This window comes from Pseudomonas sp. fls2-241-R2A-110, from assembly GCF_030209165.1.
Lineage (GTDB): Bacteria > Pseudomonadota > Gammaproteobacteria > Pseudomonadales > Pseudomonadaceae > Aquipseudomonas.
Genome location: NZ_JARVSN010000021.1, coordinates 284,133 through 300,499, shown reverse-complemented (window position 1 = coordinate 300,499; position 16,367 = coordinate 284,133). Strand labels below are relative to the sequence as shown.

Annotated in this window: 13 protein-coding genes; 8 read left to right on the top strand and 5 right to left on the bottom strand. The window is 59.9% G+C overall.

What is annotated here, in order from left to right; genetic code table 11:
• The first annotated feature begins 4 nt into the window (after positions 1-4).
• From QRN31_RS18365 to QRN31_RS18335, 7 genes are all read left to right on the top strand, one after another.
• A complete protein-coding gene (locus QRN31_RS18365) occupies positions 5-487 on the top strand; it encodes a hypothetical protein (protein ID WP_285433602.1) in 483 nt (160 codons plus the stop codon).
• Positions 484-1,680 carry a beta-ketoacyl-[acyl-carrier-protein] synthase family protein gene (locus tag QRN31_RS18360; protein WP_285433601.1) on the top strand — a complete coding sequence of 399 codons (1,197 nt, stop codon included), beginning with the start codon at positions 484-486 and terminating at the stop codon, positions 1,678-1,680. Before QRN31_RS18365 ends, QRN31_RS18360 begins: the two co-directional genes overlap by 4 nt.
• Entirely contained in the window at positions 1,677-2,138 is a 462-nt protein-coding gene (locus QRN31_RS18355; RefSeq protein WP_285433599.1) for a hotdog family protein, read from the top strand. Before QRN31_RS18360 ends, QRN31_RS18355 begins: the two co-directional genes overlap by 4 nt.
• The gene (gene fabG, locus QRN31_RS18350; protein WP_285433598.1) at positions 2,135-2,863 is read left to right on the top strand and encodes a 3-oxoacyl-ACP reductase FabG; all 729 of its coding nucleotides are present in this window, start codon (positions 2,135-2,137) and stop codon (positions 2,861-2,863) included. Before QRN31_RS18355 ends, fabG begins: the two co-directional genes overlap by 4 nt.
• A complete protein-coding gene (locus QRN31_RS18345; protein ID WP_285433597.1) occupies positions 2,863-4,089 on the top strand; it encodes a beta-ketoacyl-ACP synthase in 1,227 nt (408 codons plus the stop codon). The genes fabG and QRN31_RS18345 overlap by 1 nt, the downstream gene beginning before the upstream one ends.
• Before the next feature lie 125 nt (positions 4,090-4,214).
• Positions 4,215-4,913 (top strand): 7-cyano-7-deazaguanine synthase QueC, encoded by a 699-nt coding sequence (gene queC, locus QRN31_RS18340; protein ID WP_285433595.1) that lies wholly within the window; start codon positions 4,215-4,217, stop codon positions 4,911-4,913.
• Between the two features lie 278 nt (positions 4,914-5,191).
• Positions 5,192-6,016 carry a hypothetical protein gene (locus tag QRN31_RS18335; protein WP_285433594.1) on the top strand — a complete coding sequence of 275 codons (825 nt, stop codon included), beginning with the start codon at positions 5,192-5,194 and terminating at the stop codon, positions 6,014-6,016.
• A gap of 216 nt (positions 6,017-6,232) precedes the next feature.
• On the opposite strand, the gene QRN31_RS18330 is transcribed toward QRN31_RS18335, so the two are convergent.
• Positions 6,233-6,616 carry a type II toxin-antitoxin system PemK/MazF family toxin gene (locus QRN31_RS18330; protein WP_285433593.1) on the bottom strand — a complete coding sequence of 128 codons (384 nt, stop codon included), beginning with the start codon at positions 6,614-6,616 and terminating at the stop codon, positions 6,233-6,235.
• A gap of 85 nt (positions 6,617-6,701) precedes the next feature.
• Entirely contained in the window at positions 6,702-7,598 is an 897-nt protein-coding gene (locus QRN31_RS18325; protein ID WP_285433592.1) for a LysR family transcriptional regulator, read from the bottom strand.
• Between the two features lie 118 nt (positions 7,599-7,716).
• On the opposite strand from QRN31_RS18325, the gene QRN31_RS18320 reads away from it, so the two are divergent.
• Positions 7,717-8,991, top strand: coding sequence for an MFS transporter (locus QRN31_RS18320; RefSeq protein WP_285433591.1), 1,275 nt, complete (start codon positions 7,717-7,719; stop codon positions 8,989-8,991).
• Positions 8,992-9,164: 173 nt separating this feature from the next.
• Here QRN31_RS18320 and hemE read toward each other — a convergent pair whose 3' ends face one another.
• The 3 genes from hemE to gltB form a co-directional block, all read right to left on the bottom strand.
• Entirely contained in the window at positions 9,165-10,232 is a 1,068-nt protein-coding gene (gene hemE / locus QRN31_RS18315; RefSeq protein WP_285433590.1) for a uroporphyrinogen decarboxylase, read from the bottom strand.
• A gap of 192 nt (positions 10,233-10,424) precedes the next feature.
• Positions 10,425-11,843 carry a glutamate synthase small subunit GltD family protein gene (locus tag QRN31_RS18310; protein WP_285433589.1) on the bottom strand — a complete coding sequence of 473 codons (1,419 nt, stop codon included), beginning with the start codon at positions 11,841-11,843 and terminating at the stop codon, positions 10,425-10,427.
• Between the two features lie 33 nt (positions 11,844-11,876).
• Positions 11,877-16,325 (bottom strand): glutamate synthase large subunit, encoded by a 4,449-nt coding sequence (gltB, locus tag QRN31_RS18305; protein ID WP_285433587.1) that lies wholly within the window; start codon positions 16,323-16,325, stop codon positions 11,877-11,879.
• Between the last annotated feature and the right edge of the window lie 42 nt (positions 16,326-16,367).

Sequence of the window (16,367 nt, the reverse complement as noted above, 5' to 3'; positions counted from 1 at the left end):
TCTGATGATTCGTTTCCTGCTCCTGGCTTGCTGTCTGTTGCTGAGCGCTTGTGCCAGCCAGCCGCCGCTGCCCGAGCAAACCCCGAACCTGTCGTTGCCGCTGCAGTTGCACATCCAGCGCCTGGTCGCTGAGCAACGTCAGGACTGGGTGCTGGTGATCCAGCGTGAAGGCCCTGGCATCCGCTGGTCGATGATGGATTTGCTGGGCATTCCACAGGCTCGCCAGAAACTGATCGATGGCCAATGGAAAGCCGACGGCCTGTTGCCGCCGAACCCGGAAGCCCGGGAGCTGTTCGCGGCGTTGCTGTTTGCGCTGACCCCCAAGGATGAACTGTCGGGCAACTACCCCACGGCTTGGCAACATGGCAGTCAACGCTCCTTGCCCACGCACTGGGACGTCCGTTATTCACAACCGATGAGCTTCGAATTGAACCTGCCCAAAGGTCCCAAGTATCAAGTCACGCCCCTGAGCGGAGACGCGCCATGACCGCCTATCTGAACGCCCTTGGGGTTATCTGCGCCTTGGGGCGTGACAAAGCGCAAGTCGCGCGCAATCTGTTTGCCGGTGATTGCTCCGGCATGCGCAGCGAGGCTGGCTGGGTCCCGGAGCGCTCATTGCCGGTGGCGGCGGTGCGTGGCGAATTGGCCCCGATTCCACCGGAACTGGCTCAGCAAAGCAGCCGCAACAACCAGTTGCTGCTGGAAGCCGCGTTGCAAATCCGCGACGACATCGATCGTGCGATCCAGACCTACGGCCGTGACCGTATCGGTGTGGTGCTGGGCACCAGCACGTCGGGCATCCATGAGGCCAGCCGTGGCCTGGCCCATTACATTCGCGAGCATCATTTCCCTGCCGATTACGACTATCAGCAGCAGGAGCTCGGCGCACCGGCCAATTTCCTCGCCGACTGGCTGCAATTGAGCGGCCCGGCTTATGTGATCTCGACCGCCTGCACCTCCAGCGCCCGGGCGCTGATGAGCGCCCAACGCCTGCTGGATCTGGGCGTGTGCGACGCGGTGCTGTGCGGCGGCGTCGACAGTTTGTGCAAACTGACCCTCAACGGCTTCTCGGCGTTGGAAGCGGTGTCCGAGCAACGTTGCAATCCGTTTTCGGTCAACCGCAACGGCATCAATATCGGTGAAGCCGCCGCGCTGTTTCTGATGAGCAAAAGCGCCGGCGACGGCCAACCGATTGCGCTACTGGGCAGCGGCGCCAGTTCCGATGCGCACCACATTTCTGCGCCGGAACCGACAGGCCGTGGCGCCTTGCAAGCCATGCGCAAAGCCTTGAGCCGAGCAAATCTGCAACCCGCTCAAATCGGTTACCTGAACCTGCATGGCACCGCGACCCAACACAACGACGCCATGGAAAGCCTGGCCGTGGCGACCCTGTTCCCGCAAGGCGTACCGTGTTCTTCAACCAAGCCAATGACCGGCCACACCCTTGGCGCCGCCGGCGCCCTGGAAGCGGCGTTCTGCTGGTTGAGCCTGAGCACGAACAACCCTGAGCACGCCCTGGCGCCCCATGTCTGGGACGGACAACCTGATCCTGAACTGCCGGCCTTGAATTGGGTGACCCCGACCGATCGCCTGACGTCCATTGCACCTCGCTACTTGATGAGCAATTCCTTTGCTTTCGGTGGTAACAACGTCAGCCTGATAATCGGAGACGCCCCATGATTGACTGGCCGATCGCCGAACTGCTGCCGCACGCTGGCGACATGATCTTCATCGAACAGATTCTGGACTTCGATGACGACCAGATCCGCACACGCCTCACCGTCAGGCCTGGCGGCCTGTTCAGCCGTCCCGACGGCAGCATGCCGGCCTGGGTCGGCATCGAACTGATGGCCCAGAGTGTCGCCGCGTACGCCGGTTGCCACGCGCGCCAGCGGGGCGATGGCGTGGTGCTGGGTTTTCTGCTCGGTACGCGCAAATTCGAATGCAACGTGGAGCACTTCCCCGTTGGCACCGAGCTGACCATCCACGGGATGCGCTCGCTGGAAGACGATAACGGCATGGGCGTATTCGAATGCCACATCAACGCCCCAGGCATTCACGCCACCGCCCGTCTGAACGTGTTTCGCCCGCCTCAGGCCGCTCAATATCTTCATGAACCCGAAGGAGTCCAGTCATGACTGAATCCGTACTGGTCACTGGCTCCAGCCGTGGCATCGGCCGCGCAATCGCGCTGCGCCTGGCACAGGCCGGGCACGACATCATCCTGCATTGCCGCAGCGGTCTGGCGGACGCCGTGATCGTTCAAGGCGAAATCCAGGCGCTGGGGCGCCAGGCGCGCATCCTGCAATTCGACGTGTCCGACCGCGCCAGCTGCAAAGCCATTCTCGAAGCCGACGTTGAAGCCCATGGCGCCTACTACGGTGTCGTGCTAAACGCCGGCCTGACCCGCGACGGTGCTTTTCCAGCACTGAGCGAGGATGATTGGGATGTGGTGATGCGCACCAACCTCGACGGTTTCTACAACGTGCTGCACCCGGTGATGATGCCTATGATTCGTCGTCGTGCTGCCGGGCGGATTGTTTGCATTACCTCGGTTTCCGGGTTGATCGGCAACCGCGGCCAGGTCAACTACAGCGCTTCCAAGGCCGGTTTGATCGGCGCGGCGAAAGCGTTGGCGATCGAACTGGGCAAGCGCAAAATCACCGTTAACTGTGTCGCACCCGGCCTGATCGACACAGCGATGCTCGACGAAAACGTGCCGGTGGAAGAACTGATGAAAATGATTCCCGCACAACGCATGGGCACCCCGGAAGAGGTGGCCAGCGCGGTGAATTTCCTGATGTCGGCAGAAGCGTCGTACATCACCCGGCAGGTTCTGGCCGTCAACGGAGGCCTGTGCTGATGAAGCGCGTCGTCGTCACCGGCATGGCCGGCATCACCTCACTTGGCAGCGACTGGGCAACCATCGCCGCCAACTTCGCGGCCAACCGCAGTGGCATACGCCGGATGGACGAGTGGGATCGTTTTACCGAACTCAACACGCGCCTGGCCGGCCCCATCGACGACTTCAAAGTGCCCAGCCACTGGACCCGCAAACAACTGCGCAGCATGGGCCGGGTATCACGCCTGGCAGTCGGCGCGGCGGAACAGGCGCTGGCCGATGCCGGGCTGTTGGGTGACGAGTCGATCAAGGACGGGCGCATGGGCGTCTCCTGCGGCTCGTCCACGGGCAGCACCGACGAGATCAAGGCATTCGGCAACATGTTGCTCAACTCGGTGGCCGAGGGCCTGAACGCCAACTCCTACGTGCGGATGATGCCGCACACCACCGCGGCCAATATCAGCATTTTCTTTGGTCTCACCGGCCGACTGATCCCGACCTCCAGCGCCTGCACCAGCGGCAGCCAGGGCATCGGCTACGCCTATGAGTCGATCAAATTCGGCCGCCTGCCACTGATGCTCGCCGGCGGCGCCGAAGAACTGTGCCCGACCGAAGCCATGGTCTTTGACGCGCTCTACGCCACCAGCCTGAAAAACGACGCCCCACAGACCTCTCCGCGTCCCTACGACAGCGGCCGCGATGGCCTGGTGATTGGCGAAGGCGGCGGCATGCTGGTGCTTGAGGAACTCGAACACGCGCTAGCTCGCGGTGCACACATCCACGCCGAACTCGTCGGCTTCGGCAGCAACGCCGACGGCCAGCACGCCACCCGACCGGAGCAGGTCACCATGCGCCGGGCCATGGAACTGGCCCTGGAAGATGCCGGGCTGCAGCCGTCGGACATTGGCTACGTCAATGGTCACGGCACGGCGACTGAACAGGGCGACATCGCCGAAACACTGGCAACCAGTGCGCTGTTCGGCGAACACATGCCAATCAGCTCACAAAAGAGCTTCCTCGGTCATACCTTGGGTGCGTGCGGAGCATTGGAGTCCTGGTTCAGCATCGAAATGATGAACCGCGACCTGTATGTGCACACGTTCAACCTTGACGATGTCGATCCGCTCTGCGGCAAGCTCGACTACCTGCGCGGCGAGTTCCGGCAGATGAGTAACCAGTACGTGATGAACAACAATTTTGCATTTGGTGGCGTTAACACTTCGTTGATTTTTCGGCGCTGGTCTTAAGCAACGAAGACACAACAGGAAACCGGAGTACACGATTTCGGAAACGTCCCACAGCCAGAATTTGAGCTTCGCGCTAGGGTCAATGCCCCCGTGATACATCGGGGCATCCCAAGGAAGATCGAACCATGACTAAAAAGGCCGTTATCGTTTTCAGCGGTGGGCAGGACTCCACGACCTGCTTGATCCAGGCGTTGCCGCTCTACGACGAAATTCACTGCATTACCTTTGACTATGGCCAGCGTCACCGCGCGGAAATTGAAGTGGCGCAGCAGCTTTCGAAAGAGCTTGGCGTCACGGTGCACAAGGTGCTGGACTGTTCATTGTTGAATGAACTGGCCATCAGTAGTTTGACGCGCGATAACATTCCAGTGCCCAGCACAAACAGTTTCGGTGAAAGTCTGCCGAGCACTTTCGTACCCGGTAGAAACATTCTGTTTTTAACCTTGGCTTCTATTTATGCCTATCAAGTACAGGCCGAGACGTTAATCACGGGGGTCTGCGAAACAGATTTTTCCGGTTACCCGGATTGTCGAGATGAGTTTGTTAAAGCGCTGCATAAAGCCATCGAACTGGGCATGGACTATAAGCTGCGAATTGAAACGCCGCTCATGTGGTTGAACAAGGCCGAAACATGGGCCTTGGCCGAACATCATGGAAAACTTGATTTGATTCAGCAACACACACTGACTTGTTACAACGGCGTAAAAGGCAGCGGATGCGGCGACTGCGACGCGTGCAATCTTCGAGCAAAAGGGTTGAATGTGTTCCTTGAAAACAAACCCGCAGTGATGAAAAGCCTGAAAGAAAAATTAAAGTTTAAATAGCGTTTAGCTGTGCAGGGATTTTCATCTCACTGCCTTTTACGCAACCTGTTGGCGCGTGTATTAGCCACCTCATTGCGTGATGGCTGTGACTTGCTGGATGTCGTTGGCCGACGATTACAGATGCAGCTTTCGGCGTAAAAAAAGGTCGACCTCAGTGAGGTCGACCCGCGCTGACGAGTTCGGGCAAAATGCGCAACGAATACGCAATGAACAACAATTTCGCTCTTGGTGGCGTCACCGTCGCTGGCACTGATCCGCACAGGTTTGGAGTAAAGGGAATGACTCAGTTTCAGCGCATCGCCGCGCTGTTCGCCGTGGCCGTCGCGCTGGGCGGCTGCACCAGCAATCCGGTGTACACCGCCAAGGAAACCTTCCCCAGCAACCGGGGTTTGAACAACGACAGGATGAGCCGCGCCATCGTCACCGCGCTGATTGAACGCCAATGGGTCGTGCAATCGGCGCGTCCGGGCATGATCAAGGCTGCGATTACCGTGCGCGATAAACACCACGCCGAAATCGACATCCCTTACACCACGACCTCGTTTGAAATCGACTACCGCGACAGCCGCGGCCTGGGCTACAAGGACGGCCGCATCCACGGCACCTATAACCGCTGGATCAACTACCTGCGTGATGACGTGATCAAGCAACTGGCCTCCGACCCGGATGTCGATCAGGTCATCGCCTCGCACGGCGCCTATGAACCCACCTTCCAGGACCTCCAGGAAGGCGTGAAACGCGCCACCGACGTCGGCCTGCTGGACGGCAGCGTCAAGTTTTACCTGGCCGGAGAAACGCTGCCAGCGCAGGCACGCAAACTGACCGCAGTGAGCAGCAGCCGACGAACCGACAATGAAGACAAGTCTGATGAAGACGCCTGCTTCTGGGCCTTGCAATCGACCTTGGCGACCCTGCAAAGCAAAGCAAAAAAGGCCGGCGCCAACGCCGTGATCAATATTGCTGGCATCAACAAGCGCGACCTGAGCCAGGACACCGGGAAATACCAGTGCGCAACCGACGGGGCGACAATACCGGGGCTGGAGGCGCTTAAGCCTGCGGTGACCGGGGTGGGGTTGCGAGGGGAGTTGGTAAAGGTTGACTGAGGTGAGCACCTCGGAAACGACAAGGGGCGCCTTTCGGCGCCCCTTCACAAACAGGTCGGCTTGTCATCGCCCGGTACCTGTCTGGCTCTGCGATGGCTGGTTGCCCAGGATCCTCAGAGTCTCACAAGCCCCTTTCGGGAACGGCGCGAGTATTGCCTGAAAAAGGATCAAGGGCAACGACTGGCCATTCGCCTGACTGTGCCACCTCCGATGCCATCACACGCCAAGCGCTTTACGTACCGCGATTTTGATGGCAGAAAACTCATCTGTTTCAAGTTGTGAAATAACGTAAATACGCTTCCCCTGACGATCTCGAGTTTTGATCCTGTCCAGCCTTGAGAGGCTGACTGTCGCAACAATATCGCATTTCGCCCAACAGACAGGACTGGCACCCTGGAGATGACTTTGAAGTTCCAGATGGTGATCAAGTACGCGATCCGGAGCAGTGGTGCTCAGCGGCACAACTGTCACCAGTAAGCTGTTGGTCCTGTGTTTGCGTATCACAACAACGGGCCTGACCTTGATCATCTCTGGAACCTCATAGCCCCTGAAATCACAAATCAGTACGCTGCCTTCACTTGGTTGATATAGAAGTGGCATCCATGGCACTCATCGAAAAAAATCGATTCTGCTCAACAACCGGGTAAATCACTAAACCGGATCCGTTACTCGAAGTGTCCCGTGCTCAACTTCCCTCAACCTTCCTCGTCAACAACTCCACAAACGCCTTGGCCATCGGCGACTTCTGATCCTTGCGCTGCACCAGCCACACCGCCGACACCGCTTCCGGATCAAGCAGCGGTCGATACACCACGCCATCAATACGCATCCGCTGATAGGAGGCCGGCAGCACCGACACCCCCAGCCCCGCCGCCACCAGCCCGATAATCGTCATCGCTTCACCCGCCTCTTGCGCAAAGTGCGGGCTGAAACCGGCATCCCGCGCCAGGCTGAGCAATTGTGCGTACAGGCCACTGCCATAACTGCGTGGGAAAAATACGAAGGGTTCGAGGGCCAATGCCGACAGGAAGAGCCCCTCTTCGCTGTCAGTCACCAGCGGATGCTTGGAGCTGAGCACGGCCACCAGGGGTTCACGCATCAATTCCACCACGCTGAGGGAGTCCGGCAACCCCAGCGGTCGCATGATCCCGACCTCGATCGACTCATCCACCAGCGCATCGGCCACTTGGGTGCTGCTCATCTCCCGCAGGTTCAAATGCACGGCCGGGAACCGCTGGCGGAATGAAAAAATCGCTTGGGGAATGGTTGAGTTGAAGGGGGCCGACGAGGTGAAACCAATTTTCAGCTCACCCAACTCGCCAAGCTGCGCACGACGCGCCACATCAGCGGCTTTATCGACCTGCGCCAGCACCAATCGCGCTTCTTCCAGGAACAACCGACCCGCCTCGCTGAGCTCGACCCGACGATTGGTACGCTCGAACAGCCGTGCACCGACTTCCTGTTCCAGCGCCTGAATCTGCTGGCTCAATGGCGGCTGCGAGATGCCCAGCACCTGGGCGGCGCGGCCGAAATGCAGTTCTTCGGCGACGGCGATGAAGTAGCGCAGGTGACGCAATTCCATGAAAACTCCATTAGGTCGTTAAACCTATCAAACAGGTCGAACAATATATTGGATTGAATCATTAGCCAGCTATATGCTTTTTTCATTGCCTGACCGGCTGCGCCCTCCGAGGTCTGAAGTGAAAACTGCTGTCGCCCCCCTTGCTCATGAAGTTCCGCCCGCTGCGGTAGACGATGTTGTCGCCGAAATGAAGGAGATCTACATCGAAAAAGGCACGCCGATGTTCATGCGCACGGTGCTGGCGTTGTTCTGTGGCGGTTTCGCGACGTTCGCCTTGCTCTACTGCGTGCAGCCGATGATGCCGCTGCTGTCCCACGAATATTCGATCAATGCGGCGCAGAGCAGCCTGATCCTGTCGGTCGCCACCGGCATGCTGGCGATTGGTCTGCTGATCACCGGGCCGATCTCCGACCGTGTCGGACGCAAACCGGTCATGGTCGCGGCACTGTTCGCCGCCGCGCTGTGCACCATGGCCAGCGCGATGATGCCGAGCTGGCAAGGCGTCTTGGTGATGCGCGCGTTGATCGGGTTGTCATTGAGCGGTCTGGCGGCAGTTGCCATGACGTACCTGAGCGAAGAAATCCACCCGCAACACATCGGCTTGGCGATGGGACTGTACATCGGCGGCAACGCGATTGGCGGGATGAGCGGACGCTTGATCACCGGCGTGTTGATCGACTTCGTCAGCTGGCACACCGCGATGCTGGTGATCGGCAGCCTGGCGCTGATCGCGGCAGCGGTGTTCTGGAAAATCCTTCCCGAATCGCGCAACTTCCGCGCCCGTTCGCTGCACCCGCGCAGCCTGCTAGATGGCTTCACCATGCATTTTCGCGATGCCGGCCTGCCGCTGCTGTTCCTTGAAGCGTTTGTGTTGATGGGCGCGTTTGTCACGCTGTTCAACTACATCGGCTATCGCTTGCTGGCCGAGCCCTACCATATGGATCAGGTGTTTGTCGGGCTGCTGTCGGTGGTGTACCTGTCGGGTATCTACAGTTCGGCGAAAATCGGTTCGCTGGCTGACAAACTGGGCCGACGCAAAGTGCTCTGGGCAACGATTGTGCTGATGCTGGCCGGTCTTGCCCTGACGATGTTCACGCCATTGCCGCTGGTGATCATCGGCATGTTGATCTTCACGTTTGGCTTCTTTGGCGCGCATTCGGTGGCCAGCAGCTGGATCGGGCGCCGGGCGATTAAGGCCAAGGGGCAGGCATCGTCGCTTTACTTGTTCAGCTATTACGCCGGGTCGAGTATTGCGGGGACGGCGGGTGGGGTGTTCTGGCACATGGGTGGATGGAATGGGATTGGGTTGTTCATTGGCGGGTTGCTGGTGATTGCGCTGCTGGTGGCGTTGAAGCTGGCGAAGTTGCCGCCGTTGGGCGGCGTCAAAGCCTGACACCCATCCCTGTGGGAGTGAGCCTGCTCGCGATGACGGCGTAACAGACGACATTGATGTTGGATGTTATGGCCTCATCGCGAGCAGGCTCGCTCCCACAGGGACCGAGTGTTGCCCGAGATCTCCATACAAAAACGCCCGACATCTGCCGGGCGTTTTTTATTGGGCGACGATCACTCGTGATACTGCGCCGACAACTCGTGCACCGCGCGAAGGAACGCACCCGCGTGTTCCGGATCAACTTCCGGCGTGATGCCATGGCCGAGGTTGAACACGTGGCCGCTGCCTTTGCCGTAGCTGGCGAGGATCCGGCCGACTTCGGCACGAATGGCTTCTGGCTTGGCATAGAGCACGGTCGGGTCCATGTTGCCTTGCAGCGCGACTTTGTTGCCAACACGCTGGCGGGCTTCGCCGATGTCGCAGGTCCAGTCCAGGCCAAGGGCATCAGCGCCAACGTCGGCGATGCTTTCCAGCCACAGGCCGCCGTTCTTGGTGAACAGGATGACTGGAACCTTGCGGCCTTCGTGTTCGCGGATCAGGCCGCTGACGATTTTGCGCATGTAGGCCAGGGAGAATTCCTGGTACGCCGCCGCCGAAAGGTTGCCGCCCCAGGTATCGAAGATCTGCACCGCTTGCGCGCCGGCCATGATCTGGCCATTGAGGTAGCTGGTGACCGACTGCGCGAGCTTGTCCAGCAGCAGGTGCATGGCTTGCGGGTTGTCGTAGAGCATGGCCTTGGTCTTGCGGAAGTCTTTCGACGAACCGCCTTCGACCATGTAGGTGGCCAGCGTCCACGGGCTCCCGGAGAAACCGATCAGCGGCACGCGGCCGTTCAGTTCGCGACGGATAGTGCTGACCGCGTCCATGACGTAGCCGAGGTCTTTGTGCGGATCGGGAATCGGCAGGGCTTCGATGTCGGCCAGGGTGCTGACGACTTTCTTGAAGCGCGGACCTTCACCGGTTTCGAAGTACAGGCCTTGGCCCATCGCATCGGGGATGGTGAGGATGTCGGAGAACAGGATCGCCGCGTCCAGTTGCGGATAGCGGTCGAGCGGTTGCATCGTGACTTCGCAAGCGAACTCCGGGTTCATGCACAGGCTCATGAAGTCACCGGCCTTGGCACGGCTGGCGCGGTATTCCGGCAGGTAGCGACCGGCCTGACGCATCATCCACACAGGGGTGACGTCTACGGGTTGCTTGAGCAGGGCGCGAAGGAAACGGTCGTTCTTCAGGGCAGTCATGTCGGCATCCGGAAAAAAAGTGCGGGCATTTTCTCAGAGCGCGACGCAAAAGGCACGGTTGCAGGTCAGCCTTTTGTCTATCGGGTCAATTTGTCGCGGTGAAAACCCGTTATTCGTAACACCCGGAAACCAATGTGGGAGCGGGCTTGCTCGCTCCCACATTTTGATCCCATTTCAGGTCAGGATCGGGGTTTAGACGCCCAGGTAATCCAGGATCCCTTCAGCGGCATTACGCCCTTCGAAGATCGCCGTTACCACCAGGTCAGAACCGCGAACCATATCGCCACCGGCGAAGATTTTCGGGTTGCTGGTCTGGTGCTTGTACTTCCCTTGTTCCGGGGCCACGACGCGGCCCTGGCTGTCGGTCTGGATGCTGTGCTGTTCGAACCACGACGCCGGGCTTGGGCGGAAACCGAAGGCGATGACCACGGCGTCGGCCGGGATGATCTCTTCAGAACCCGGGATCGGCTCAGGGCTGCGACGGCCACGCGCGTCCGGTGCGCCGAGACGGGTCTCGACCACTTTCACGCCTTCGACACGGTCTTCACCAACGATGGCGATCGGCTGGCGGTTGTAGAGGAATTTCACGCCTTCTTCCTTGGCGTTCTTCACCTCTTTGCGCGAACCCGGCATGTTTGCTTCGTCGCGACGATAAGCACAGGTCACCGACTTGGCGCCCTGACGAATCGAAGTACGGTTGCAGTCCATCGCCGTATCGCCACCACCGAGCACCACGACCTTCTTGCCTTTCATGTCGACGAAATCTTCCGGCGACTTTTCAAAGCCCAGGTTGCGGTTGACGTTGGCGATCAGGAAGTCGAGCGCGTCATGCACGCCCGGCAGGTCCTCACCGGCAAAGCCGCCCTTCATGTAGGTGTAGGTGCCCATGCCCATGAACACGGCATCGTATTCTTCGAGCAGTTGCTCGACGGTCACATCCTTGCCCACTTCGGTGTTCAGACGGAACTGGATGCCCATGCCGGTGAAGACTTCGCGACGATTGCTCAGCACGGTCTTTTCCAGCTTGAACTCGGGGATGCCGAAGGTCAGCAGACCACCGATTTCCGGGTTCTTGTCGAACACCACCGGGGTCACACCGCCGCGTACCAGCACGTCGGCACAACCCAGGCCGGCCGGGCCAGCGCCGATGATTGCAACACGCTTGCCGGTCGGCTTGACCTTGGACATGTCCGGGCGCCAGCCCATGGCGAACGCGGTGTCGGTGATGTACTTCTCGACCGAACCGATGGTCACCGCGCCGAAACCGTCGTTAAGGGTGCAGGCACCCTCGCACAGACGGTCCTGCGGGCACACCCGGCCGCAAACTTCCGGCAGGGTGTTGGTCTGGTGCGACAGCTCGGCGGCCTGGAGGATGTTGCCCTCGGCCACCAGCTTCAGCCAGTTCGGAATGAAGTTGTGCACCGGGCACTTCCATTCGCAATACGGGTTACCGCAACCCAGGCAGCGGTGGGCCTGATCGGCCGAATGCTGGGGTTTGAAGGGTTCGTAGATCTCCACGAACTCTTTCTTGCGTTGACGCAACAGTTTCTTCTTCGGATCCTTGCGCCCGACATCGATGAACTGGAAGTCGTTATTCAGACGTTCAGCCATTGTTAAAACCTCATCAAACTCTTCAGGCGCATATCACTGCGGGTTGGCACGGGTGCTGGAAAGCAACGATTTCAGGTTGGCAGCCTTAGGCTTGACCAGCCAGAAACGACGCAGATAGTCATCGAGGTTTTCAGCGAGGTTACGACCCCACTCGCTGTCGGTTTCCTCGACGTATTCGTTCAGCACGCGCTGCAAATGGCTGCGGTAGGCTTCCATCGCCTCACCGCTGATCCGCTGGATTTCCACCAGTTCGTGGTTGACCCGGTCAACGAAGGTGTTGTCCTGGTCGAGCACGTAGGCGAAACCGCCGGTCATGCCTGAGCCGAAGTTGTAACCGGTCTTGCCCAGAACGCAGACGAAACCACCAGTCATGTACTCGCAGCAGTGATCGCCAGTGCCTTCCACAACCGTGTGGGCACCGGAGTTACGCACGGCAAAACGCTCGCCCGCGGTGCCGGCGGCGAACAGCTTGCCACCAGTGGCGCCGTACAGGCAGGTGTTGCCGATGATGGCACTGTCCTGAGTCTTGTAGACGCTGCCCTTCGGCGGAACGATGACCAGTTTGCCGCCGGTCATGCCTTTGCCGACGTAGTCGTTGGCGTCGCCTTCCAGGTACATGTTCAGGCCGCCGGCGTTCCACACACCGAAGCTCTGACCGGCCGTCCCTTTGAAGCGGAAGGTGATCGGCGCGTTCGCCATGCCTTGGTTGCCGTGCTTGCGCGCGATTTCACCGGAGATCCGTGCGCCGATCGAACGGTCGCAGTTGCAGATATCCAGGGCGAAATCGGCGCCGCTCATGTCGTTGATGGCCGAAGTGGCCATGTCGACCATTTTCTCGGCCAGCAGGCCTTTGTCGAACGGCGGGTTGCGGTCGACCTGGCAGAACTGAGGTTTGTCTGCCGGGATGTGATCGCTGCCCAGCAACGGGGTCAGGTCCAGGTGTTGCTGCTTGGCGGTCTGACCTTCGAGGATTTCCAGCAGATCGGTTCGACCGATCAGCTCTTCGAGGGAGCGCACGCCCAGCTTGGCCAGCCACTCACGGGTTTCTTCGGCGACGTAGGTGAAGAAATTCACCACCATGTCGACGGTGCCGATGTAGTGATCCTTGCGCAGCTTCTCGTTCTGGGTCGCGACGCCGGTGGCGCAGTTGTTCAGGTGGCAGATGCGCAGGTATTTGCAGCCCAGAGCAATCATCGGCGCGGTGCCGAAGCCGAAGCTTTCAGCGCCGAGGATGGCCGCCTTGATCACGTCGAGGCCGGTTTTCAGACCGCCGTCAGTCTGCACCCGGACTTTGCCGCGCAGGTCGTTGCCGCGCAGGGTCTGGTGGGTTTCGGCCAGGCCGAGCTCCCACGGAGCGCCCGCGTATTTGATCGAGGTCAGCGGCGATGCACCGGTACCACCGTCGTAGCCGGAAATGGTGATCAAGTCCGCGTAGGCCTTGGCCACACCGGCGGCGATGGTGCCGACGCCCGCTTCTGCTACCAGCTTCACCGAGACCAGGGCTTTCGGGTTGACTTGTTTCAAGTCGAAAATCAGCTGCGACAAGTCTTCGATCGAATAGATGTCATGGTGCGGCGGCGGCGAAATCAGGGTCACGCCTGGCACCGCGTAACGCAGCTTGGCGATCAGACCGTTGACCTTGCCGCCGGGCAGTTGACCACCTTCGCCAGGCTTGGCGCCCTGAGCGACTTTGATCTGCAGCACTTCAGCGTTGACCAGGTATTCCGGGGTCACCCCGAAACGGCCGGTCGCGACCTGCTTGATTTTCGAGCTCTTGATGGTGCCGTAGCGCGCAGGGTCTTCGCCGCCTTCGCCGGAGTTGGAACGCGCACCGAGGCGGTTCATGGCTTCGGCCAGGGCTTCGTGGGCTTCCGGCGACAAGGCGCCCAGGGAGATGCCTGCGGAGTCGAAGCGTTTGAGCACCGATTCCAGCGGTTCGATCTCACTGATGTCCAGCGGCGTGTCCAAAGTTTTCACCTTGAACATGTCGCGGATCATCGACACCGGACGGTTGTCCACCAGCGCCGTGTATTCCTTGAACTTGCCGTAGTCACCCTGCTGTACAGCGGCTTGCAGGGTGTTGACCACGTCCGGGTTGTAAGCGTGATATTCGCCACCGTGGACGAACTTCAGCAGACCACCTTGCTGGATTGGCTTGCGCGGGCTCCAGGCTTCGGCAGCGAGGGCTTTCTGTTCGGCTTCGATGTCGACGAAACGCGCGCCCTTGATGCGGCTTGGCACGCCACGGAAGCTCAGGTCACAAACTTCTTCGGACAGGCCGATGGCTTCGAACAGTTGCGCACCGCGATACGAGGTGATGGTGGAGATGCCCATCTTCGACAGGATCTTCAACAGGCCTTTAGTGATGCCTTTACGGTAGTTCTTGAACACCTCATAGAGGTCGCCCAGCACTTCACCGGTGCGGATCAGGTCGCCCAGCACTTCGTAGGCCAGGAACGGATAGACCGCCGAGGCGCCGAAACCGATCAATACCGCGAAGTGATGCGGGTCGCGAGCGGTAGCGGTTTCCACGAGGATGTTGGAGTCGCAACGCAGGCCTTTTTCGGTCAGGCGGTGATGCACCGCGCCGGTGGCGAGCGAAGCGTGGATCGGCAGCTTGCCCGGACCAATGTGACGGTCACTCAGCACAACCTGGGTACGACCGGAGCGTACGGCTTCTTCAGCCTGATCGGCGACGTTGCGGATGGCCGCTTCGAGGCCGACGCTTTCGTCGTAGTTGAGGTCGATGATCTGGCGTTCGAAACCCGGACGATCGAGGTTCATCAGCGAGCGCCACTTGGCCGGGGAAATGACCGGCGAACTGAGGATCACGCGCGAGGCGTGTTCCGGCGACTCCTGGAAAATGTTGCGCTCGGCACCGAGGCAGATTTCCAGCGACATGACGATGGCTTCACGCAGCGGGTCGATCGGCGGGTTGGTGACCTGCGCGAACTGCTGGCGGAAATAGTCGTACGGCGTGCGCACGCGCTGGGACAGCACGGCCATCGGCGTATCGTCGCCCATCGAGCCCACGGCTTCGTAGCCCTGCTCGCCAAGCGGACGCAGCACCTGATCGCGTTCTTCGAACGTGACCTGATACATCTTCATGTATTGCTTGAGTTGATCGACGTCGTAGAAAGCCGAACCGTGATCGTTGTCCTCCATGGTCGCCTGGATGCGCAGAGCGTTCTTGCGCAGCCATTGCTTGTACGGATGACGGGACTTCAAACGGTTGTCGATGGCGTCGGTGTCGAGGATCTGACCGGTTTCGGTGTCCACGGCAAAGATCTGGCCCGGGCCCACGCGCCCCTTGGCGATGACGTCTTCAGGCTGGTAGTTCCAGACACCGATTTCCGAGGCCAGGGTGATGAAACCGTTCTTGGTGGTGACCCAACGCGCCGGACGCAGACCGTTACGGTCGAGCAGGCACACCGCGTAGCGACCATCGGTCATTACCACGCCGGCCGGACCATCCCACGGTTCCATGTGCATCGAGTTGTATTCGTAGAACGCCCGCAGGTCCGGGTCCATGGTTTCGACGTTCTGCCACGCTGGCGGAATGATCATCCGCACGCCACGGAACAGGTCGATGCCACCGGTGACCATCAGCTCGAGCATGTTGTCCATGCTGGAGGAGTCGGAACCAACGCGGTTGACCAGCGGGCCGAGCTCTTCGAGATCGGGCATCAGGTCGTTGGCGAACTTGGTGCGACGGGCCACGGCCCAGTTGCGGTTGCCGGTGATGGTGTTGATCTCGCCGTTGTGCGCCAGGAAGCGGAACGGTTGAGCCAACGGCCATTTCGGCAGGGTGTTGGTGGAGAAGCGCTGGTGGAACACGCAGATCGCGGTTTGCAGGCGCTGATCGCTCAGGTCTGGATAGAAGGCGGTCAAGTCCGCCGGCATCATCAGGCCTTTATAAATGATGGTCTTGTGGGAAAAGCTGCAGATGTAGTGATCGACGTCGGCGGCGTTGGCCACGGACGAACGACGACGGGAACTGAACAGCTTGATCGCCATGTCCTGATCGCTCAGGCCTTCGCCACCGATGAACACTTGTTCGATCTGCGGCAGACGCTCGAGGGCCAGACGGCCGAGGACGCTGGTGTCGATCGGCACTTTGCGCCAGCCGACGAGGGTCAGACCGGCAGCCAGGATCTCGCGGTTCATGTTCTCGCGAGCGGCTTCGGCTTTGACCGGGTCCTGGTTGAAGAAGACCATGCCCACGGCATATTGCTTGGGCAGTTCGACGCCGAAGGTTTCCTGGGCGATGGCTCGCAGGAACACGTCCGGCTTTTGAATCAGCAGACCGCAACCGTCACCGGTCTTGCCGTCGGCGTTGATCCCACCGCGGTGGGTCATGCAGGTCAGGGCCTCGATGGCCGTTTGCAAAAGGGTATGACTGGGCTCGCCCTGCATATGGGCTATCAGGCCGAAACCGCAGTTATCCTTGAATTCATCTGGTTGGTACAGACCTGCTTTCATAGACACTTTCTCACCAGGCTGCCCCTTATCGAGGCAAATTTC

Bases quoted from the DNA above. Each gene is read 5' to 3' on its own strand.
- QRN31_RS18365 (WP_285433602.1), top strand. From the start codon at position 5: ATGATTCGTTTCCTGCTCCTGGCTTGCTGTCTGTTGCTGAGCGCTTGT.
- QRN31_RS18360 (WP_285433601.1), top strand. From the start codon at position 484: ATGACCGCCTATCTGAACGCCCTTGGGGTTATCTGCGCCTTGGGGCGT.
- QRN31_RS18355 (WP_285433599.1), top strand. From the start codon at position 1,677: ATGATTGACTGGCCGATCGCCGAACTGCTGCCGCACGCTGGCGACATG.
- fabG (WP_285433598.1), top strand. From the start codon at position 2,135: ATGACTGAATCCGTACTGGTCACTGGCTCCAGCCGTGGCATCGGCCGC.
- QRN31_RS18345 (WP_285433597.1), top strand. From the start codon at position 2,863: ATGAAGCGCGTCGTCGTCACCGGCATGGCCGGCATCACCTCACTTGGC.
- queC (WP_285433595.1), top strand. From the start codon at position 4,215: ATGACTAAAAAGGCCGTTATCGTTTTCAGCGGTGGGCAGGACTCCACG.
- QRN31_RS18335 (WP_285433594.1), top strand. From the start codon at position 5,192: ATGACTCAGTTTCAGCGCATCGCCGCGCTGTTCGCCGTGGCCGTCGCG.
- QRN31_RS18330 (WP_285433593.1), bottom strand. From the start codon at position 6,616: ATGCCACTTCTATATCAACCAAGTGAAGGCAGCGTACTGATTTGTGAT.
- QRN31_RS18325 (WP_285433592.1), bottom strand. From the start codon at position 7,598: ATGGAATTGCGTCACCTGCGCTACTTCATCGCCGTCGCCGAAGAACTG.
- hemE (WP_285433590.1), bottom strand. From the start codon at position 10,232: ATGACTGCCCTGAAGAACGACCGTTTCCTTCGCGCCCTGCTCAAGCAA.
- QRN31_RS18310 (WP_285433589.1), bottom strand. From the start codon at position 11,843: ATGGCTGAACGTCTGAATAACGACTTCCAGTTCATCGATGTCGGGCGC.
- gltB (WP_285433587.1), bottom strand. From the start codon at position 16,325: ATGAAAGCAGGTCTGTACCAACCAGATGAATTCAAGGATAACTGCGGT.